Annotated in this window: 15 protein-coding genes; 3 read left to right on the top strand and 12 right to left on the bottom strand. The window is 49.0% G+C overall.

Annotation, left to right across the window (positions count from 1 at the left end; all coding sequences use genetic code 11):
• Positions 1 to 32: 32 nt before the first annotated feature.
• On the bottom strand, positions 33 to 1,478 hold the full coding sequence (gene nhaC / locus ABWW03_RS05090; protein ID WP_353406773.1) for a Na+/H+ antiporter NhaC: 1,446 nt from the start codon (positions 1,476 to 1,478) through the stop codon (positions 33 to 35).
• 291 nt (positions 1,479 to 1,769) lie between these two features.
• On the bottom strand, positions 1,770 to 2,660 hold the full coding sequence (locus ABWW03_RS05085) for a helix-turn-helix transcriptional regulator (RefSeq protein WP_353406771.1): 891 nt from the start codon (positions 2,658 to 2,660) through the stop codon (positions 1,770 to 1,772).
• Between the two features lie 173 nt (positions 2,661 to 2,833).
• Here ABWW03_RS05085 and ABWW03_RS05080 point away from each other — a divergent pair, with 173 nt between their 5' ends.
• Complete coding sequence (locus tag ABWW03_RS05080; protein ID WP_353406770.1) at positions 2,834 to 4,039, top strand: pyridoxal phosphate-dependent aminotransferase; 1,206 nt, start codon at positions 2,834 to 2,836, stop codon at positions 4,037 to 4,039.
• 280 nt (positions 4,040 to 4,319) lie between these two features.
• On the top strand, positions 4,320 to 4,925 hold the full coding sequence (locus tag ABWW03_RS05075) for a thiamine biosynthesis protein ThiC (protein WP_353406769.1): 606 nt from the start codon (positions 4,320 to 4,322) through the stop codon (positions 4,923 to 4,925).
• A 272-nt stretch (positions 4,926 to 5,197) separates the two neighbouring features.
• Here ABWW03_RS05075 and ABWW03_RS05070 read toward each other — a convergent pair whose 3' ends face one another.
• From ABWW03_RS05070 to ABWW03_RS05045, 6 genes are all read right to left on the bottom strand, one after another.
• Entirely contained in the window at positions 5,198 to 5,773 is a 576-nt protein-coding gene (locus ABWW03_RS05070; RefSeq protein ID WP_353406767.1) for a DsbA family protein, read from the bottom strand.
• Between the two features lie 220 nt (positions 5,774 to 5,993).
• The gene (locus tag ABWW03_RS05065; protein ID WP_353406766.1) at positions 5,994 to 7,091 is read right to left on the bottom strand and encodes a lyase family protein; all 1,098 of its coding nucleotides are present in this window, start codon (positions 7,089 to 7,091) and stop codon (positions 5,994 to 5,996) included.
• A 23-nt stretch (positions 7,092 to 7,114) separates the two neighbouring features.
• Positions 7,115 to 8,611, bottom strand: coding sequence for a tripartite tricarboxylate transporter permease (locus tag ABWW03_RS05060; RefSeq protein WP_353406764.1), 1,497 nt, complete (start codon positions 8,609 to 8,611; stop codon positions 7,115 to 7,117).
• A gap of 122 nt (positions 8,612 to 8,733) precedes the next feature.
• The gene (locus tag ABWW03_RS05055) at positions 8,734 to 10,467 is read right to left on the bottom strand and encodes an NAD-dependent malic enzyme (RefSeq protein ID WP_353406762.1); all 1,734 of its coding nucleotides are present in this window, start codon (positions 10,465 to 10,467) and stop codon (positions 8,734 to 8,736) included.
• Positions 10,468 to 10,549: 82 nt separating this feature from the next.
• A complete protein-coding gene (locus ABWW03_RS05050; RefSeq protein ID WP_353406761.1) occupies positions 10,550 to 11,905 on the bottom strand; it encodes a porin in 1,356 nt (451 codons plus the stop codon).
• Positions 11,906 to 11,977: 72 nt separating this feature from the next.
• On the bottom strand, positions 11,978 to 12,910 hold the full coding sequence (locus ABWW03_RS05045; RefSeq protein ID WP_353406760.1) for a tripartite tricarboxylate transporter substrate binding protein: 933 nt from the start codon (positions 12,908 to 12,910) through the stop codon (positions 11,978 to 11,980).
• A 141-nt stretch (positions 12,911 to 13,051) separates the two neighbouring features.
• On the opposite strand from ABWW03_RS05045, the gene ABWW03_RS05040 reads away from it, so the two are divergent.
• The gene (locus ABWW03_RS05040) at positions 13,052 to 13,966 is read left to right on the top strand and encodes a LysR family transcriptional regulator (protein ID WP_353406759.1); all 915 of its coding nucleotides are present in this window, start codon (positions 13,052 to 13,054) and stop codon (positions 13,964 to 13,966) included.
• Positions 13,967 to 14,039: 73 nt separating this feature from the next.
• Here the strand turns inward: ABWW03_RS05040 and ABWW03_RS05035 are convergent, their stop codons facing one another.
• From ABWW03_RS05035 to ABWW03_RS05020, 4 genes are all read right to left on the bottom strand, one after another.
• Positions 14,040 to 15,482 carry a class-II fumarase/aspartase family protein gene (locus ABWW03_RS05035; RefSeq protein WP_353406758.1) on the bottom strand — a complete coding sequence of 481 codons (1,443 nt, stop codon included), beginning with the start codon at positions 15,480 to 15,482 and terminating at the stop codon, positions 14,040 to 14,042.
• A 46-nt stretch (positions 15,483 to 15,528) separates the two neighbouring features.
• On the bottom strand, positions 15,529 to 16,779 hold the full coding sequence (locus ABWW03_RS05030) for an SLC13 family permease (protein ID WP_353406757.1): 1,251 nt from the start codon (positions 16,777 to 16,779) through the stop codon (positions 15,529 to 15,531).
• 450 nt (positions 16,780 to 17,229) lie between these two features.
• Positions 17,230 to 20,358, bottom strand: a complete 3,129-nt coding sequence (locus tag ABWW03_RS05025) for an efflux RND transporter permease subunit (protein ID WP_353406756.1) — start codon at positions 20,356 to 20,358, stop codon at positions 17,230 to 17,232.
• Positions 20,355 to 21,596, bottom strand: a complete 1,242-nt coding sequence (locus ABWW03_RS05020) for an efflux RND transporter periplasmic adaptor subunit (RefSeq protein WP_353406755.1) — start codon at positions 21,594 to 21,596, stop codon at positions 20,355 to 20,357. Before ABWW03_RS05020 ends, ABWW03_RS05025 begins: the two co-directional genes overlap by 4 nt.
• Positions 21,597 to 21,763 lie beyond the last annotated feature (167 nt).

Raw genomic sequence — 21,763 nt, 5'->3', positions numbered from 1 at the left:
CACGATAGTTTTACAAGGCTACGCAAACCTTTTCACACTGATTCTTTCGACACTTTGAATCCTGTATAGCCAAACAGGCAAGACATGACGGGGCACAAAATATTAAAAATGCAATGCGGAAGATAAGAAAGTGTCACAACGCCTAAGGTCGCCGACATATAAGCACCACAGGTATTCCAGGGAATAAGTGGAGAGGTAATAGTGGCAGAGTCTTCAACCGTTCGTGACAGGCTTTCAGGTTTTAAATGTCGTTTTTTGAATTCCAGCTTGTACATTCGACCAGAAAGCGTGATGGCCATGTACTGATCACCGGTTAGTAAATTGATACCCAGGCAGGTTAGCAATGTCGAAAAAATCAAACTTCCTGTCGACTTTGATTTATCTATGATTAATTTGAGTATCACTTTCATTATTCCAACTCTTTCGAGCACCGCCCCATAAACCATAGCAACAACGATCAACCATACGGTGTTCAGCATTGATGACATGCCGCCCCGATTAAGCAAGCTATTAACAAGCTCCGACCCTGTTTCAACTTGATAACCGTTGGACATTGTGTGAAAAATGCTTGCCAAGTAGCCCATAAAATAAACATCAGAACTGGCCGTACTCATACCTTGTAAGGCACTTCCCTGAAAGACTACTGCGGTAAGAATTCCACTCAACACACCCAGTGCAATAGACGCTAAAGCAGGAACGCCTTTGATTGATAAAAAGAGCACAACGACTATCGGAAGGAAAACGGGAAACCCAATATAAAAATGCTCTTCAATTAGGGACAAATTCTCTTTGACTTTGGCATCGACCATCGACACATCGGCACTCATGCCCAGCACATAGAAATATACGATCGCGATCAGCATGGATGGCACAGTCGTCCACATCATATGCTTGATATGCGTAAAGAGATCGACGCCTGTTACAGCAGAAGCCATGTTTGTTGTTTCTGAAAGCGGTGACATTTTGTCACCAAAATAAGCACCGGATATGATCGCACCAGCGGTAACTTCGGGTGAGAGATCCAGGCTCAAGGACACACCAATCAGCCCGACACCCATCGTTGCCGCCGTGGTCCATGAACTGCCAACACTTATTGAAATCATGGCACACAGGATGCAGGCGCTCATATAGAACAATGCAGGATCCAATAAGCTTCCACCCCAATAAACCAATGCCGGTATTGTGCCCGATAAAACCCAACTGCCCACAAGAGCACCCACAAGCAATAGAATCAATATAGCGGAAATCGACGTCGACACACCGCCGATAATTGAAGCCTCGATCTCCCTCCAGGGGATGCCATTTTTCAAGCCGATCAGCGATACAACAAAGGCCGCAATACTCAAGGCCGCCTGGTTTCCACCGTAAGATGACTCGGTTCCAAACAAATACACAGAAGAAGCGAGCAACACAACGAGCAGTAAAACAGAGAGCACTGAGTCCAGCATACTCGGAGCACTTTCTTCTTCCGATGACACTACAGTGTCTCTGGTCATATTCATGATAGCCTGTGAAGATGTGGTTTGTGTTGGAATGAGTACATAAGCAGAGTTTTAGCTGTACACGAAAGCCAGGGGCGCTATAGAAGCCACGCCATCCAGTATCTCTAAACTAGAGCACATCTATTCGTTATATTTTTGCGTGGAGCTGTACTCGAAATACTCACACAGCGGGCATCGGATAAATACACCCTATTGGAGGGGGAAGCTCCCATCCAAAAGGATGGGCTAAGGAAGATTCGATGTTGGAATGTGTGTTGACGAAGAAGACTACTGGCCTAAGTACTGAGCTAATGGGTCCGATTGCGTATCGAGCTCGATGCTGGAAATAACCCTGATGAACAGGGAGAAGACCTCGGCCTGTGATGCGACCTTTAATTTTGCGTAAATATTCTTTCTGTGGCCTTTCTCGGTAGCCGGCGAAATGTCTAAAATCCTCGCGGAAGATTTGGAGGACTGCCCCTCTAAAATAAGCTGCAGCACCTGATGTTCCCTTTGCGTGAGAACCGAAGAACCAAACATTGAAAAAGCCGATTTGAGCTGTTGATGTACCTGCTTTGCGGCCCCACGCTCCGGTAAGGATAAATCCACCAGGGACACATGCTTTAACACGGCAGACCGAAACACCGCTTCCAAAACATGCATACGTTCCAACTCCACAGCGGAAAATTTTCGCTGAATCTGTATACGCCCGAATGAAACCACGACTGCCGTATCAGCATCTATCCTGATCAGGTAGTTAGCTTCATCGACCAAATCCGCACTACTGTAGTAGGCTTTATAGAAATCACTCTCGACAAACTTTTCACTGACCAGGGATTCCAGGCGATAGAAACCGGCGTTCATCGACTGATAATTCCGATAGAGCGGACTCAATAAGTATGCCCCGCCAAGATACGCTTCATAGAAATATTCTTTTTCGCCCGGATAAACCGCATCATACAAAATGGCCGGCTTTTCTCCCGGACTGAATAACAACACAACCGAGCTATCGACAGGGATGAGTTTGTTCACGGCCCCAATAAGACTTTGATAAAAGCCATCTGTCCCCAAGTCCATGAACAGTTCAGAGATAATCCCTGAAAGACCGAGTAAGCCCTCCGAAGACGGAAAGCCATTAATTACGTCGTTGCCTGCCGGTGGAGCGTCCCCGTTATTCATATGATTCTTAACCTGGATTAGAGTGGCTAACTGTGCGTAACATCAAGCTTAGCGGAAGCCTCTCGACAATCATGAGAGCAACCCCTCCAACAAGAGGGTACTATCGATGCCCCCTCTCCTTTAAGCTCACCTCAATTAATTCAGACTTAAAATGCATTGGCAAGATACAATCAATGAAATACTCCAATTTTACCTCTCGAATTTCCGGTGAGGGCGCCGAAGCCTGGAAGATCCATGATGAAGCGACAGAGCGTTTAAATAACGGCGAAGATATCATCCTTCTGTCGATTGGCGACCCGGATTTCGATACCTCAAACATAATTGTAGATGCCGCAATTCAAAGCCTGAAAGCAGGCGATACCCATTATGCTGAATTTATGGGCGATAAAGAGTTGCGCTCAACACTTGCCTCTTTGTACAGCAAACACGCCGCACAGCCCGTAGGGCCTGACAACGTCATTATTCTCGCAGGGGCACAATGTGCGCTCTACTGCGCCGCGCACTGCCTACTGGATCCCGGCGACGAGATCATTGTTCCTGAGCCCACCTACGTTACCTATGAGGCAGTTATTGGTGCAACCGGCGCAAACATTGTAAATGTTCCAATGGACCCAGATCAGAATTTTCGTCTTGATATCGATAAGCTGGAAGAAGCCATAAGCCCTCGTAGCAAAGCGATTCTTCTGACATCGCCCCATAATCCAACCGGGCGTTGTATATCCAAAGAGGAATGGCAACAGATAGGCGAGCTTTGCGAAGCACATGATCTATGGCTGATATCAGACGAAGTATACGCATCACTTGTTTATGAAGGTGAGCACAACTGTGCCTTGAACATACCCACGCTTGCAAACCGTTGCATCATCGTAAACAGCTTATCTAAATCACACGCGATGTCGGGTTGGCGCCTTGGCTGGCTTGTCGGCCCGGAGCTGTTTATCCAGCATGTCTGCAATATGGTGACCTGCATGCTGTATGGCTGCCCCACTTTTATACAAAAGGCAGCTATCTTAGCGTTGAACTCTTCTGAGCACATCTGCAAACCCATGGCAGATGTATATCGATCTCGACGAGATCTTGCTCACAAAAAGCTTAACAGCGTACCCGATTTACACTGCGGACTGCCTCGCGGCGGCATGTTTTTGATGGTGGATATTCGAAAAAGCGGATTATCTGCGCAAGAGTTTTCAAGTCAGCTGCTGAGAAACTATGGCGTTTCCGCTTTGGCTGGAGAAGCTTTCGGCAAGAGCGCGGCTGGGCACCTACGCATAAGCCTCTGTGTCAGTAAGGCTGAACTTCTTGATGCCTGCAATCGCATCGTGAGATGTTTTACCGAGCTGAAGCAATTAAAAAACAATAGTGTATTTCCCACAAACTGATGAGCGTTCTCATGAGGACACTTCAGAGACAATGGCCCTAAGCGTAAACCCTTCAGGCCGTGCTGTTTTTCCTGGGTTGCATGGTTATTCTGCGAGAAGGTCTTGGCCTCGCTCAGTTATCTGATCGTAAGTCAGCCTGCATCGTATTCGACGATATAAATTCTCGGCCTGCCTCAGTCCTTAAACGATTTATCTCAAATTCATGATAGAGTGCTGAACTCCTAAAAGCCGTCGTTTCGGCGAACATTTATCACAGAATCATCACAAAACTATCACAGGCATGAATATGAGTTTTACGAATAGAAGAACGGTAGAAATCGTAGCGTATCTATTGTTGGTACTGGCTTTAACGCAAGCAATCTTCACCGCCCTTTACGTATCTGAAATCAAACTGTCCAGGCAGTTTTTTTGGGGACTGGAAGGTTTGTTGTTTACCATTCTAATTGCGTTTTCAGGCGCAGCAATGGTCCAACTCAAGAGCGAGCAAATAGGCTGGTCTGCAATTACCTTCAGCGCCGTGCTTAATGTGATTCAAGTCGCTGTCGGCGTGACTATGTTTGGCACCTTCAACGAGTCCGCCTCTCAAATTGAAGAACTGAAGCCTGCTTTAGGTGGTGTAGTGGCCCTATCCTTTATGATCTACTACGCCGCAAAATTATTGCTGGGTTTTGCAGCACTTGTTTTTGGGATGGCGACCCTGTCAGAAGGAAAAAGAATGTTAGGCGGCTTGACAGCACTCTTGGGGGGTATCGCTATTCTCTCCAATGCCATTTTAATCACCTTTGGGCGTGAAGGGTTTTTACCCTCCGGTGTGGCGGGAACTTCCGGTATGTTGGCGACATTATTTTTGGCATTCTGCTTGATCAACGCGGCTCGCAAAGCTTAACCGTACGCGATAAGTTAACGACTGATTACTCTTGGACAGGAAGACTTTTAGGGGCATATCGTGCTGACAGGGTAGGCACGATAAGAGTAAGCAGGCTCAGCGCCAAGAACATATCAAACGATATCTTGTTCTCAGCGTTCACCGTATAAAAAAGGCCGCACATAATGCGGTCTTTTTTATGGAAGTGTTCTGATCAAGATTACATTGTTCTAACACAATATCAGCTCCTCGAATCAACTGATGATTGCTTCTGCCATTTGCTTACAAAAATCTTAAGCCAGCAATGGATCAATCAATGCCTTCCAATCATCAAGCTTGGATTTGTGGTCGACGGGTACATTGTCTCCGTTATTCACAAAGAATGTGGGAGTAGCCCAAACAGACTTGGTGGCCGCATATCGAATTGGAGTGCGGGCATCGATATAGACCTCATTGCTTGCCATTCGCTTGAGAAATTCTTGGCGATTCACATCCGCATGCTCTTGAGCCAGGTCGGCTACAAACTCACGTAAGTCGTTATGGGTTTTGTGTAGAAATTCCGAATTATAAAATTCCCCCTGACGCTCATACGTGAAACTGGCGAAATTTCTAAACTTGTCAGCGTCCCCTTCTGAAAAAGCAAACAGTCCTAAACTCACATCCCACGCTTGCCGGTGATTGCTCAGAGTGATCATGTGTACCCTGAGACTGAGGGATTTACCTCGATAATGATCCAGCACCGCCATTAGCGTTGGCCAAGCTGCGCTCGAGTGCGGGCACTGTATGTCGATAAAGGCGTCTAGCGTAACGGCCGCCGCTGGGTCACCGAGAAGAAAGCCACTCGGGCGATGAGGAATAGGAATAGCCATATCTGTGATTCTCTTTTAGCATTTATTCTGCATTTACGATCAAATGACAAGGTAAGAAATGTGGTACTTAAAACACACTCACGATGTCAATAACGATACCATGATATGGCGAATGGCGTTACCCCGGCACCCTGCAACGTCTTCATCCAACGCCTTCATCAAGAAAGCATCGACTGCTTGCTCGAGAACATAAAAGCGAAGTGCTTGCATGCCTGGATAACTAAACCCTTAAGCGCTCCTGGTGTTTGGAGATGTTCGAGTTGATGGCTTCCCGGTCGATCTCAATATTGCTCAGCATCTTTTCAACCCATTGCAGTGCGGCTGAGGTCAGCAGAAAAACCTTCGGTACGATGTACCACTCGCCAATCCACATGCCTCCGTTGCGTTCGTGCTCATGATTACAGAACTCGCCCATCTGTTCGGCACACTGCCGAGCCAATCGGGCGGTGGCTTCTGCAAATTCAGAGCAACGCTGGTTGCGTTTGTGCTTCATTGAGGATGAAGACCCTTCACCCGCCAGTTGGCGTTCATGGAACTCACCAATGTCCGATGACGACAGTAAGTTCACGTTGTGCGAGATTTTGGTCAGACTGCCAGCTAACAAGCCGACTGAGCCGATAAGCTCGGTTAATCCATCCCGGGCATTTTGCCAATGAGGATCAAGCACAAGCAATCCCAAGTCGTTCGCCATTCGCCGCCGCAGTTCTGTTGCACAGGTCCCCAAAGATTGCTGATCTCCCACGGGTCCGGACAATTGCAAACAAAGCGCGGTGCTGCGCAGTTGCGTGATCGAGTCTTTACGTCGGAGTAACTCATATCGCCAAACCTGAAATTTTTGACTCAGACGCATAGGCATGGCGTATTGTCCGTTGGTTCTAGCAATCACATCCTGTTGAGCATGCTGACGCTCCAACACAAGCAACTGATCAACAATTCTTTCAATAGTCGTCTCGATCCAGGAAATCGAATGGCTTATTTGCACATTCGCAGCGGTGTCCATGATGTCTTGGGTGGTTGTGCCAAAGTGCACTTGCGCTTGTAAATGCGTTGGCAATAAAGTTCGCAACTGATTGAGTAAACCCAGAATGGGTCTACCAACACGTTGCATATCGGCAGACAGCTGTTGTCGATCAATAGAATCAGCGGAAACCGTTGCCAAACAAGCCGCAACCTGAGGGTCAATTACACCTAAATCTGCCTGGTGCGCGGCGAGGCGCTGCTCAACCCACAACCACAGGCGAATCGTTTCAGACTCCGACCATATATTCCGCATATCTTTTGCCGAAAAATGGTCTTCATATAAATTCATACTGATCATAATTCTATTACCGCCTTTCCAATCTAGGAGCGATTAAATTGAACGGCTCGTTTCCTTCTCATATAAATACTCAGTGACACAATCAATACGCTGGCAACGCAACAGAACAAGGCCAGCGGTCGCTCAAAAAAGATGTAGACACCGGATTCAGACATCAGCAATGATTGCCGGAAGCTCTCCTCACCGCCCTTTGCCAGAACAAATGAAATGATCAGCGCTATTGGGCTGAAACCGGTTTTCCTCATGCCATAGGCCAACACAGCGGCCAAACACATCACAATCAGGTCGAAGTGCAGCTCTCGTATGGAATACGCAGTGAAAAAGCAGAGTACAAACATCGCAACGTAGAGAGGTACCATTGGAATTCGCGATACCAGACCGGTAATCGGACGCGCCACACAATAACCCATCGTGGCGTATGCCAGAATGCCCAGCAGGCCACAGGCAAACATACGGTAGAGCAATTCACCCGATCCCAAATAAAGTGTCGGTCCCAAATTAAGGCCATGGATTGCCAACGCACCTAACAGAACCGCACCAATTGTGGAGCCCGGTATTCCTAACGTCAGCAAGGGAATCATAGAACTGCCCGACACCGCATTATTCGCGGCCTCGGCTGCAACTACCGCCCGGGGCTCCCCTTTGCCCCAATTCTCACTGTCCGCGGCATGGGATTTGGCGAGGTTATAAGACGTGTATGCGGCAACGGCGGAACCAAGGCCCGGCAACACTCCCACAAGTGCTCCCCAGACACCGCTGAAAAAGGCGGTGGGGAAGTAAGACCTCAGTTCTCTCCAACTGGCGTTGAAGGGTTTCTGGAAACTGCGAGCGGACAAACGTTGTGATGTCGTTTTGTTCACAACGTGCATCATGATTTCAGAAAGCACAAACATCCCCAATAGCAACGGGATCAGTTCAATGCCTGACGACAATTCAAGCACAGCAAAGGTCAAACGCTCTTGCCCACTTATGGGGTCTAATCCGATACTCGACAGTAAAATGCCCAGTAACACACTGCACAATACTTTGACTACATTGCGGTCCATCGAGAAAATAACAATAGAAAAAGCCAGTAAATACACCGAAAAAGTTTCCGGTGGGCCAATGGACAGGGCGTGCAGAGAAAAATACCCGATCATGACGATAAGAAAAATATCCCCAAGCACATCGCCAGTGGCCGAAGACAACGCCGCCAACTTTATGGCTTTATCAGCCTCGCCTTTTTTGGCCATTTGATGACCATCGATCTGCGTGACGATCGACGCGGTGGTGCCCGGTGTATTGAATAAAATGGCAGAAATAGAACCACCAAAGCGACTCGCTTTAGCGACTACAAAAAGAAAGGCCAAGGCCGGTAGAACATCAAGACTATAGCTAAAAGGGATAAGCATGGTGATGGCGGCGGCCGCTGTCAAACCTGGAATCGCTCCAAGAACAACGCCCACGAGTGCAGCCAGAACAATCAGGAACAACAATTCCGGCTGAGACAGAACATAGAGCAATGCGGCCAAAATATCCATGTTAGACCAGGACACCCGGACTGCGTGTCAACACCGCCCTTCTCGTCATGGAACACCCAACGATCATAAGCACGATTATCCATGGGCGATCACTCATAGAACACTCCATTTATCCTGGCTTGCTATTTGGCAGAACGTTTGTAACGCCGATACTCCGGAGACCAAAAGACGGCTTCAATACGCGCTTTCAATTGCTCTTCGCTCATGGGCGTTGCCAAGCCCATCTTACAGGCTGACATTCCCACCGCCAATGCAATGGATTTTGACAAGGCCTGAATGTCCGACAGCGGTGGCAACAATGGCTGACCAGCCGCTTTTCCTTCATCAACCTGACCTTTCGTCTCGCCCGGCTCAGGTTCGACGAGTAATGGCGATGCCTCTGCCAATACCCGGCTGCATTCTTGCAACATTTCGTCACTCACCCGAGCAGCACCGGATGCAATAATTCCCAAACCCAGGCCTGGGAAAATATAGCTGTTATTGCACTGGGACACCGTCACAGTTTGACCATCGAACTCAACAGGATCAAAAGGTGATCCCGTCGCGATGATCGCCGTGCCATGAGTCCACGCCAAAATATCACAGGGTCGAGCTTCAGCAAACGCCGTTGGATTCGACAAGGGAAAGATGACCGGCCGCGGACAATGTTCAGACATACTGCGAATAATGGATTCGCTAAACAACCCCTGAACACCCGACACCCCAATTAAGACAGTGGGCTTTATGGTATCAATCAGGGTGTGCAAATCCATAGACTTGCCTTCTCCTATCAAACGGTCCAGCTCTTCTCTTGGTCGACACAACCGTTGTTGAAAAGGCCTCAATCCGTCCATTTCTGTGTGCAACAGACCATCACGATCCACCATATAAACACACTCTTGGGCCTGACTGCGACCGACACCTTCTTTCATAATCTGAGCGATGATCGCTTCAGCAATACCACAACCCGCTGATCCTGAACCAACAATACCGATTTTCTGACTTAACAATGTCTCATTTTTATGCGCGCAAGCGGCTATCAAACTCCCAACCGTTGTGGCTGCTGTGCCTTGAATATCATCGTTAAAACAACGCGCCTGCTGTCGATAACGATCCAGTATTTTTGTGGCATTATGTTGAGCAAAATCTTCAAACTGTACCAATGCATCCGGCCAGAGTTCTTGCACGGAGGACATAAACTGATCCACAAAGTGAATATACTCATCATCGTTGATACGGCGATGACGAGCTCCCATGTACATTGGGTCATTAAGGAGATCATCATTGTTAGTGCCGACATCCAAAACGACAGGCAAGGTATGTGCTGGACTGATTCCAGCACAGGCGGTGTACAAGGACAACTTGCCTACCGGAATGCCCATGCCGCCGATCCCCTGATCGCCCAGCCCCAGAATTCTTTCGCCATCGGTGACGACAATAACCTTCACTTTAAAACGAGAAGCATTGTTGAGAATGTCATACATATTCTCGCGCTGAGAATAGGACACAAACAGCCCCCGTCCTCGGCGGTATATTCGAGAAAACTCCTGACAGGCATCACCCACGGTTGGGGTATAGACAATCGACATCATTTCTTCAAGATGTTGATTCAATAAACGATAGAACAGCGTTTCATTTGTGTCTTGTATGTTTCTCAGGTAAATGTGTTTGTCCAGGTTTTTGGAGAACTGTGAGTACTGCGTATAAGCACGCTCAACCTGTTCATCAATGGACTCTACCGCGTCTGGTAGTAAGCCATTCAAGTTGAAATGGTTACGCTCTTCCAAGCTAAAGGCACTGCCTTTATTCAAAATGGGCGCTTCCAACAGGGCTTGCCCGGCCAGTAAGGTGTATAGAGGTCTGGAATCTGATTGCATATATGATTTGTATCTGGGAAATAAAAAAACAGGAGCACTATCGCTAGGCTCCTGAAAAAGACCGCCAGCACTTAAGCAACGATTAAAAGGTGTACTGTGTGCGGAATGTAAGACCTTTCCCGTCAACCTGATCGCCCACCAGAGCGTTGGTTGCGGCACTCGAACCGGACACTTCAGCATCCTGATAATTCAACATGAAGCGAAGCTGCGGTGAAGCAAAGTAACTGACGCCTAAAGTCAGCACATCCAATTCGGTACCCTGTGAACCGGCCGCCAGGGATGGATTATTGAAACTGGCGTCGGCATTGCTGTATCGGGCATAGAGCTCCCAGGCATTGCGCACACCCTTAGGTTGCTTGAATACACCTTTGGCGGCATCGTAGTGTCGACTTTCGCCGGTCAGGAAGTAGCTGGCGGTAACATAGTAGCCATCCAGTGTTGGCTCGGGATCAGAAGACAGAACGGTATCCGCGCCACGCTCAATGTATTCCGCCTGCAAAGACAAAGGCCCTGTCACGCCCGCAAATTCCAGACCGTACTCAGTGATCTTGTCAACCGCGATAGAACTGCCACCGGCATTCGAATCCAACAGACGAACATTCGTGTTGCGAATTTCACCGCGAGCTCGGTTTCGCAAACCGTTCCCCCCGAAATCACGATAAGAACCCCAAGCACCCAAGTGCAATACCTTACCGGTTTCGGCGAACGGCGCCCAGTTCACACGACCCGTAAAGGCCAGTAGATTGTTGCCGTCCTTACTGTCTCGGCCATTACTGGAACCATCGGCCGCTTGATACAAACCTGCAGCATAACGCAGGCCAGAATTTTTAAAACGTTGATTGACTCTGACACCCCAGTTAAAAAATGGAGATACACTGTTCACGATTGCCGAGCGCGACATCGTAGTGAGATGATTACTGCTCGTGACCGCCTCAAGAGTAACATCTTCTTTGATCTTGCCCAGTTGAATCTGCGGACCACCGTTGCGCTTAAAACCGTTATAACTCAGGATAGCGTTCTGAATTCGGCCATCCTCCCGGTTGGAACCTCCACGATTGCCACCGGCAAATGCCATGACGAACTGGTACGACCAATCTTGATCCAGATTACCGGAAACCCCGATGCGGGCGCGTCGTGCGAACACGTCACTCGCGGAATCTCCATTATTTTTAGCATTGTAAGCGCCATCAAATGAATTCACATCCAGATGCAGACGGCCATTCAATTTGAAACTGCTTTTACTTTTTGGGTCTTTTACGCGCAAGCCAGCGCCAGTCAGTTTCAGCTTTGGCTGCTCTTTCAGTTTGGCTTCTAATTCAGCCAGGCGTTTTTTTAGCGCTTCGATTTCACTTTGTACTTCACCCGCATGCACGGAACCCGCACCCATGAGCACTGCAGTAGATACCGCAGCAACCAGCGTTTTTATTCTGTTATTCATACTCTCCTCGACTTTTTGATAGACATAACTTCTGTCACTTTCTGGGATTCAGCGATTGCAATCTTCAGCTTTTTAAAACCTTTTCAATAAGCCTTGCATCGATTCATCCAGATTTGATGTGGTGTCGCACTGTGCCTTCAGTCCCATCTTTTCGAGACTTCTCGCAAAGTCATCACTGAGGCACAATGTTTCCAAATAGCGTTTTATGTTCGTTTGAAGGTCAGGATCTGTTTCTCGAGAGACAAACAGAATAATGTCGGAGGCCAAAACCTCATGGGTGCCAGACACTTCTTTAAAAGTGGGCACATTGGGAAACAGATGATGACGCTCGGCGGCATCCACCGCCAACACTTGCAGAAAGTCGGTAAAGCCTTTGGCCTGCTGAACACCCATCAATGAAAAATTAACGTGCTCGCCCATCAATGAGACCCGCGTTGAGGCACCACCATTGAACGGGACGTCTTTCACCGAGAGACCGTTGGCCGCTAAAAACTCTACACCGCTCAAATAGTGGAAGCTGCCTCGCCCAGGGTGCGACCAACGATAGGCATCAGGGTTTTCCCTCAATGCTTCCAGCAGTTCTTCAACATTTGAATGGGGGCTGTTGATGGGAACGACGACTGCCGTATTCAACGAACCCAATTTGGCTACCGCCGTAAACGCCTGAAGTGGATCGAAAGTTGCACCACTGATTTTGGAAGATAAGAGAAACGAACTGGCCGAAACCAATAGAGAACTTTTACCATCAGCCGGTGCTCTTGACAGTGCGAGAGCACCGTTAACACCACCGGCGCCAGGACGGTTGAGCACGGTGAAGACAGAACGATCAGTTTCCATAGAAGCGTTGCGCAGTGCCCTAGCGTAGGCGTCAACACCACCGCCCGCTTTATAGGGGACAATCAAGTTAACACTGGAAGGCAGTTCCGCATTAGCGCTCAGAGTGACAAACGAAAGAGCGGCGCTAAACAATGCCAAGCTTGTCTTTATACTTGCACTGCGAAACATAGAAATACCCTTCGACGTCGTCACTTGTAAAAGCTCATGGGATTACTATATACCCGCACCAAACTTTCAAAAAGTGCAAATAATCGATATGCTTTTGCATAAAACGCAACTAAGACACACAACAATCGATAATAAGCCACCATGAATATCAAAGCCTTAAGAGCGTTTCGACTCACCCTGCATGAAGGGTCAATCGCAAAAGCCTGTGAAAAGCTGCACCTGAGTCAATCGGCGGTCAGCCGATTAATTTCCTCGCTGGAAAATGAATTGCACCTGGAGCTTTTTCATCGCAAGGGGCGTCGCTTGATCCCCACCCCACAAGCCCTTGCTTTTCATAAGGAAGCAGGGCGTATTCTGGATAATCTCGAAGAGATCCGACACATTGCCGATCAGATACGTAATGACCAGATAGAACGCCTGCGCGTGTTAACCATGCCTCGAATTGCACCCTCTCTGGTGTCCCCAACCGCGCAACGCTTTATGAGCATGCAGCCAGATGTCCACCTCATTCTCGATGTGCGAACACGCCGAGACGCTGAGCAATGGCTGGTTGGCAGAGAATATGATTTGGGCATAGGCGTACTCCCCATTGAACACCCGGATATTCAAACGGAAGTTTTGTTGAAGGTTCGCGCCCAAGCCCTATTGCCCAAAGGGCATCATCTGTTATCCAAAAGCAGCATCAGCGCCGAAGATCTCAGTGATGAACCCGTTATCGCCCTGCTACCGGGACTATTATTACGCACCCAACTGGAAGACTTTTTCCACTCCGCTGGTATCCAAAAGAATTTCTCTTGTGATGTGGCTTCGTCTCAGCTGGCCTGTCACCTGGTTGCGGATGGCGCCGGCATTACCATTGCCGATGCACTCACGGCGAATATTGTCGATCAATCTAAAGTTGAATTACGCCCGATCGTACCGGAACGGTGGATGTCCTTTGGTTTGCTTTACCCCAAACACAATGAATTGTCCGAAGCGGGTAAACGTTTTGTGGAATACTTGAAAGAAGACATCCAATCACTGGTGGGAGAGAACACCCTTGTGGAAGGAAAATAGCACGCCCCATTGAATGGAGCGTGCGTTCACATGTGACTCGCGACAGCTTACAGCGATCTACGCGACTTGAACGTCACTTACGTGATCTTACGTGACGCACTGCCTGTTCAACCATCTCTGGCGCTGCACCCAGATAGTTTTCTGGCGCCAGAACAGCATCCAGATCATCACCAATATGATCTTTCAACTCTGGGTTGGTCAAGATGATATCTCTTAAACTCTGGCCAGGCTCCGCTTTTTTGATCGCAGACTTAACGGCTTTGAAAGCCTTGTTTCGACCAATTTTTCTTGCCAGGTGCTGCATCACCGATTCCGACATGGAATAACCTTCCGACAGCGCCAGGTTTTTCTTCATGCGCTCAGGATAGACTTCCAACTTGGCAAACATACGTTCTGCACGATTCAGAGAAGCCGAGGTGATCAAGAACATTTCCGGAATCAGTGACCACTCCACAATCCAGGGGGAGCCCGTGCGGGTGTCGGTATGGGCGGTAATCTCAAGCATGCCCGACATACGCAAGCGAGCCATTTGGGCCAATCCACCCATGAATTCTGACGCTCGAGGGTTCTTCTTCTGAGGCATGGTACTGCTCGCACCGCCTTCGCCTTCTTTCACTTCCCCGACTTCCAGGCGTGACCAATTGTTGATGTCGGTCGCCAAACGCCCCAAAGTACCGTGTACCAACCCGGTAACCGCAACAGCTTCAGCAAAGTGATCCCGGCTGGCATTCCAAGGTAACACGGGAACATTCAAGCCCAAATCTTCAATGACTTTTTTACGAACTTTCAGCCCTTTGGGGCCTGTCGCTGCCAAGGTGCCAACAGCACCATTGGACTGGCCGATTGCGACCCTCGGCATGAGCTGGGCAATACGCTCACGGTGACGGTCCAGCTCAACCATATAACTGGCCAATCGGAAACCAAAGGTGGTTGGCGTGGCTTGCTGACCGTTGGTTCTCGCCACCATAAGTGTTGCTTTGTGTTTTTCCGCTAACACGGCCATTTGTTCAATAACGGTTTTTAACTGTCGATCCAGAATTTCGAGGCCTTGTTTCACCTGCAAAGCCGTCGCAGAATCCATCACATCCTGGGTGGTACTTCCCCAGTGGAGGTAATTGCTCACGTCCTTCCCACCGGCTTTTCTGACCAGTTTGGTCAGCGTGGAAATGGAACGACCGGTTTTGTTGGTCCCCTTACGCAATTTTTTAATGTCGATGTTTTCATAGCGAGCCGCCTTAGCGATCGCTTCGGCATTCTTCTTCGGGATCACACCGTATTGAGATTGAACGTCGGCCAGAACACGTTCGTACAAAAGCCAGTTTTTGATGAGCTGCTCATCTGAAAACACGGCACGCATTTCATCTGTGCCAAACAAATTACTGTAAATCGCCGAATCAAAGACGGAGACGTTAGGTGCCTCGGCACCCTCGGCTTGAGCAAGCGTATTCGTCGCAATGCCGCCACTGGCCAGCAACACCGCAATCGACAGACAGCTGGACGCAAATATTCTCTTCATTATTTTTCCTCACTTTTGCATATCTTGCCCGGCAAACACATCACGCCTACCAGACCATTTGAACCAACAACAACAGCAGCACAACGCACATCATGTTGAGCACTAAACCTTTTTTCATCATTTCATTGAGGGGGACTTTGCCGGATGAAAACACAATGGCATTTGGCGGTGTTGCCACCGGCAACATAAAAGCACAGGAGGCTGCGACACCAATCGTGATAGCCATGGCCATGGCCGGCACCCCTAAAGCTTCAGCAACCGGAACAAATATGGGCACCAATACCGCGGCACTGGCCGTGTTACTGGATAACTCGGTAAGAAACACCACAAAGAGCGCAATGCTTGCAATCACCAACCACATGCTGACGCCAATCAAACCGCTACTGATAGCATTGGCAATAAAATCGCTGACACCCGTTGTTTTAAGAATGGCCGAAAGGCATAGGCCGCCACCAAAGAGCAATAACACTCCCCAGTCCGCCTGCTCTTCAATGTCTTTCCAGTCGATAACACGGCTGATACCCAACAGAGTGATGGACAGCAAAGCGACCAAAACATCGAAGTTTTTAATGCCCCCAAGTGCCGCCGATATGCTTTTGGAAGATACCCACAACAAAACGGTGATCAGGAAGATCGCAATAGTGAGGACACCTTCTCGGGTAAACGTAAAACTGGTTGGCTCGTAGTCAAACTTGTGATTCAAATCCGGGCGAATCATTAGCCACAGAGCGATTAACACACAAGGCAATAACACTGCAGAAATAGGTAAGCCATACTGCAACCAACCGTAGAAGTCTAAACCCATTTCAAGAGCAATAATGGCGTTTGGCGGGCTACCCACCAAGGTCGCGATACCCCCTACACTGGCGGAATAGGCCAAACCCAGAAGTGCAAAGAGATAAAGTTTAGCGCAAGGTTTCGGGCTGCTTTGCGCAATCAAACCCAGCGCCAAGGGCATCATGACGGCAATGGTCGCTGTGTTGGACATCCACATAGACATTACGGCCGTCAGGCCAAACAGCAGCAGAATAGCCGGCAGCAAATTGCCGCGCGCGAGTTGTATGACCTTATCCGCCAGGTACATATCAATGCCCTGTTTTTTAAGGGAGGCGGCCATGGCAAAACCGGCCAAAAACAGAAAGATAATAGGGGTTGCGAAACTCGCCAACGCCTCGCGCAAAGGAAGAATCTCGGTCAATGTTGCACACAGAGGCACCAACAGAGCGGTAATGCTCAGAGGGATGGCTTCGGTTAGCCATAAGATGGCAATGAACACGAACAAACTCAGCCCTTTCACGAGCATATCGTCGAGGGGCAAAAAGATAAGTAACCCTGCGTATACCAGGACACTCAAAAGTATTAGCAAATTTTTAGGCATTTATATTTATCTTCTGGACGGTATTTATTCGCTGCCCTGAAAATAAAGGTCATTTCCCGAAGGGCAGGATTACTTTAAGTGGGCCGTCAGGGATAAAAAAGTGAATTTTTGAGCACAGCTTATGCAAGATATGCAATAAGGCTGTATTTTTCAGACAGGTAATGCACTAGAAATCTCGGGAGAGCTCCTCCGACTAGGCGACAGAGATAGACAACCGTGGTAGTGAACGGCCAGACGATATAGAACGCAATCAATGAATCTTGCTTGCCCCCAAAAAGTGGGCTTATGAAACTTCCAAGCAGAAATTTCATAAGACCATCTTCCTTTTCCTCAAAACCACACACAGAAGATTTATGACGTTATCAACCCCTATGAATCACCAGCAAGTTCGAACACTTGATCAGGCCGATCTTCACTAGGGCTTATCTCATTCTCGTCACTGAACACAGGCAAAGACAACAGCGCCGCCATAAAGCTGATGCTGAACAGGGCACTGAAAATCATGCCACCACAAATTACAGCGGCCAGCCCGCGGTAGATTTCTGCACTGCTGGCGGGACTGATCATCAAAGGGAGCATACCCAATATGCTTGTGCCGGTACTCATATAGATAGCACGTTGACGTGTTGCAATGGCTTGGAACACAGCTGCGTCTTGAGTCAAACCCTGCCTGAGCCCCTGCTGAAACTGGCTGGCGAGGAGGATGGCATTATTAATGACCAAACCCATCAGAATGATAAAACCGATCATCGTGATAATATCGAGGTTCTGGGGAACAAACAGATTGAGTAACGTCAGATTTAACATGCCCCCAAAGATGGCCAATGGCATCGACAACAATACCGCCGCCGCAAGCTTCCAGGATTTCAAACTCAAGTACATCAGAATCGCCAGGATAGCGAGTGCCGACAGAAAGATCTGCACGAATTCTTGTAGGAACTCTGCCAATTTGTCGGCACTACCACGATAACTTAGATGTAAGCCCGGGTGGTGTTGGCTCATATAGGCACTGACACTCGGACGTAATGCGTCGACGAATTCACCCATCGCCTGACCTTCCGGCGGCGTAACGGCAATTGAGGTTGCCAGCTCGCGATTCACCCGAAAAATAGACTCAGGGGCCAATTGAATACTGGCTTCCGCAAGTTGACGCAGAGGAATCAGGCCATGTCCGATCACGAATATTTCCGTGTCCAATAACTCGTCCAAATACGCCGGGTCTTGGGCTTTAAAATAAAATGGCAAGGTGTTGGAGCCTGTATAGAAATCCCCCAGGTACACACCCCCACTCAATGCCAACAAATGTCGGTTCAACTCAGCAGGGGTAATCCCCAGATGGATCAATTGATCTTGCTTGGGAATAAATTCAACCCGAGTCGCACGATTGTCCAAGGGGGTGTCTTCTTCGATTCTCGCGTCAGGGTACTGCTTCCTCAGATACGTCAGCAGCTCCCGACCTGCCAATTGCAGCTTGGCCAAGTCAGCGCCTTTTATATCCAATTGCGTTACTCGGCTATTGGGCATAGCAAAGCGCAGCAAACCGCCTTGTACCGAGAAAACCTGAACACCAACAAGATCATGGGTAATCGTTTTTTCCAACCACTCTTTAAGCGTTGAAAATTCCATACTGCCGTCGGTGTAGAAGTAAATCTGACAACCGTCGGGGAAACAAAACATACCATGGGTTCGAATGCCCAGATCTTGCCGTTGTTGAAGCTGCTGTTCCACTCGAGCGACCATCACCTTGGCGTATTCCTTTTCGATTGTTTCTACCGACAGAGGGTCTTCAAAACGGACAAAACCGGAAATAATGTTTTGTTTTGGGTCGGGCAACACATCCACCGGTGGGCGCATCCACAGACTCAAGACGATCGCCACCGGAACGGCCAGTATCAAAATAACCGCTGCCATACGCCGATCTTTTGCCGGGTACACCAAGCAACGCGTCAGCGCCATAGAACGTTTTTCATCGAGGGGAGTTTTCCCTGCTGCTGATCCAGAGGGTGCAAAACGATGATACAAAAATGGCAGCACCAACAGTGCGAATAAAGCCGATGCCGCCAGTGCCGCTGAAATCGTAAAAGCCAAGTCCTGGAACAGACGACCTTCACTTGAATTCATAAACAACATGGGTAAAAACACGATTATGCTGGAGAGAATGGAGGAAAACAGCGCCCCACGCACATCTCGCATGGCCTGTGTCCGCCTTGCTTCCGTCGCAAACTCGGAATGGTCTGAAGGGGAATCGGCATCGGTTTTCTGCACGCGATTCAGCGTTTCCACCACGATAATCGCCGCATCCAGAATTAAGCCGATCGAAAGGGCCATACCCGCCAGAGAAATGACGTTCAGACTGTAGCCCCCCCAACTCATCAACAGAGCAACTACCGCCAGGCAAAAGGGAATGCTCAAAAATACCAGCGATACCGACATCCAGTTTTTTAGAAAGACATACAGAATACCGCAAGCCAGAACAATGCCGAGGACCAAGCTCCCGTAGACCAGCAACAAGGCATTTGAAATAGCGACAGAATCATCTCGACTGATGGCAATTTCAATACCACTGTCCTGTAACGGTCCCTCATTCAGCTCCGCCATGGTTTGCTTGATTCTTCCGATCGTCTCCAATACGTTGATGTCTTTTCCGGGCTGCAAAAAGAAATACAGGGAACGTTTGCCTTCCAAAGCAAAATAGCCCCAATCTGACGCCAGACGCGTATGCACGCTGGCAATATCTCGAACGCGAACAATGTGCTGGTCTTTCACCGCAATAGCCACCTCGGCCAATTCCTCCATGGACAACTGTCCCTTGAATTGCAAATCATATTCGCGCGCACCGAAGTTTAAATTGCCTCCCGATCGGTCGACAAAGTTGTTCAGTCGCGAGATGATTTCAGTCTGGGTCAGGGAGTATTTCGCCAAGAGTTTCGGATCAAACTCAATATCCACCCGGCGATCAACCGGTGTGCCAACCACGGCACCCGAAATACCTGGAATATTGGCGAAGGCGGGTTCCACATAGAACTTGTAAGCGTCAATCAAGGCATCCGGATCGCTAACGGATTTATCTCGATGATAAACAAAGAAGCTCGCCAAAGTGGCGCCGGCACCATTGCTGTAATCTTCAATAAAAGGTTTGGGCACCTGGCTCGGCCAGTTTGGCACCTGACTGGACGCCGACAACACATCAATATACGCCTGCTTCATATCAGCATCGCTTTGAAAGGTCAGCACCGTTGTGGCCGTGTCCGCTCGAATATTCGAACGCATCTCACTCATCTGCGCGATACCGGCCAGCTGCTGTTCAAGGGGCACAATCAGGCTTTGTTCAATCTGACTGGCCGTCTTTCCAGACCAGCGACTGAACAACTCAATTTGCGGCCTGGAAATATCCGGCAGTAAGCTGTTGGGTAAACCCACACCGCTTATTATGCCCGCTAGAATAATCAATAAAGTGCTTACCAAAATAATGGGGGCAAATCGCTGTTCCTGTTTCATGAACGTTCACCTATGCCACGCACCTGTTGTTGTTCCTGCAGTTGCTTCTGTCCACGGACAACCACCGTATCGCCCGCCTTTAAAGGCGAACGCACAACAAAGTAGTCTTTGCTGGTTGAAATCACTTGGGGATTAACTTTGCTGACGGTGTTGTCCGCATTAAGTTGCCACAACTCGTAGCTGCTGCCAGCCAGAGTGACTGCATCGTAAGGTACACGGCTAACGTCCTGATAACGCTGCTGTATCTCTACTTTCACTCGCTGCCCCACCAGTAAGGGGGCTCCGCCCAAGCGTTGGTAGTGGAAATACGCTCGCAGGTTTTGCGTATCAATATCCACATTCTGACTGAGCTCGCTTAGGGACAGTTGGCCATGAAAGCGTTCCCCCTCCGATGTTTTGGGCCCGGAGTCGTGGCTTAATATAAATTCCACACCACTCAGGATATCCGACCAGACATCGCGATTACTGCCTTCCGGGTTTGCATTGTTTATGTTGGTATCACGGCCCGACAATACTGTACTGAGCAGACCCAGCTCTCGGGCTATGTCCAAAGGCAATCGGCATTCAAGCTGCTTGTGTGCCAATGGCAATAACTGGAACAAGGTTTGTCCTTGGCCGACTTGCTGCCCGGGCTCCGCACTCACGGTCAATACTTGAGCATCGAAAGGCGCACGATGTTGCAGCCGTTTGATTCTCCGCTCCAGGGTCCGCTTGTCATTGGCCAGAGCTTCCAACGTCAATTGAGCACTGATGCGCACCAGAGTTGCCTGATTCAGCTGAGCATTCGCCACCAACTTTTGCTGATCCAATACTTCCAGCCGGCGTTGTTCACTCACCGCATGATCGAGCTCAGCCTTGGCTCGCTTTTGATCTATTTCGAGCTGCCCCAGAGCCTGCATCAGATAAAAGCGGTCTTGCTCGGCAACCAACTGGCCTTTTTTCACTCGGCTGCCCTCAGGCAAGATGGTCAGCAATTCTGCCTCGCTGTGGCTGTCGGCCTGAAAGACAAAGGGCGTATTCACCACGCAATAAAGCGCATGACTCCGGCCCTGCTGCCAGGCCTTAACTTTGGCGGTTTTCACTTGGGGGATTTCCGCAACCTCAGCATGGAGAGGGCCCACCGCGCAGCTGAAGAACCCCAGCCACCCCGCTAAGACTCGCCGCAAAGGCATTCCAAGCCTTGGGTTCCTGGAAGAAAACCCTGACTGGGTGTTGTGCTCAGCTCGTGTTCTATTCATAGCTCGCCTATCGATCATCGTTTGTATATAAGCCGGCGCTTTCACAGCAGCACCGGTGTTGAAGAGCGAGCAGTTCAACAAACTGGGGCGTGACTCACCAATGAGCTTTTAGGATCTTCTGTAACCATGGTGTAAAATACGTGATCACAAATAATCACACCAGTAAG

It is taken from the genome of Pseudoteredinibacter isoporae, assembly GCF_040372805.1.
In the GTDB taxonomy this organism is placed as follows: Bacteria; Pseudomonadota; Gammaproteobacteria; order Pseudomonadales; family Cellvibrionaceae; genus Pseudoteredinibacter; species Pseudoteredinibacter isoporae_A.
The sequence above is the reverse complement of the archived record's forward strand: the minus strand, read 5'-3'. Positions and strand labels throughout refer to the sequence as shown.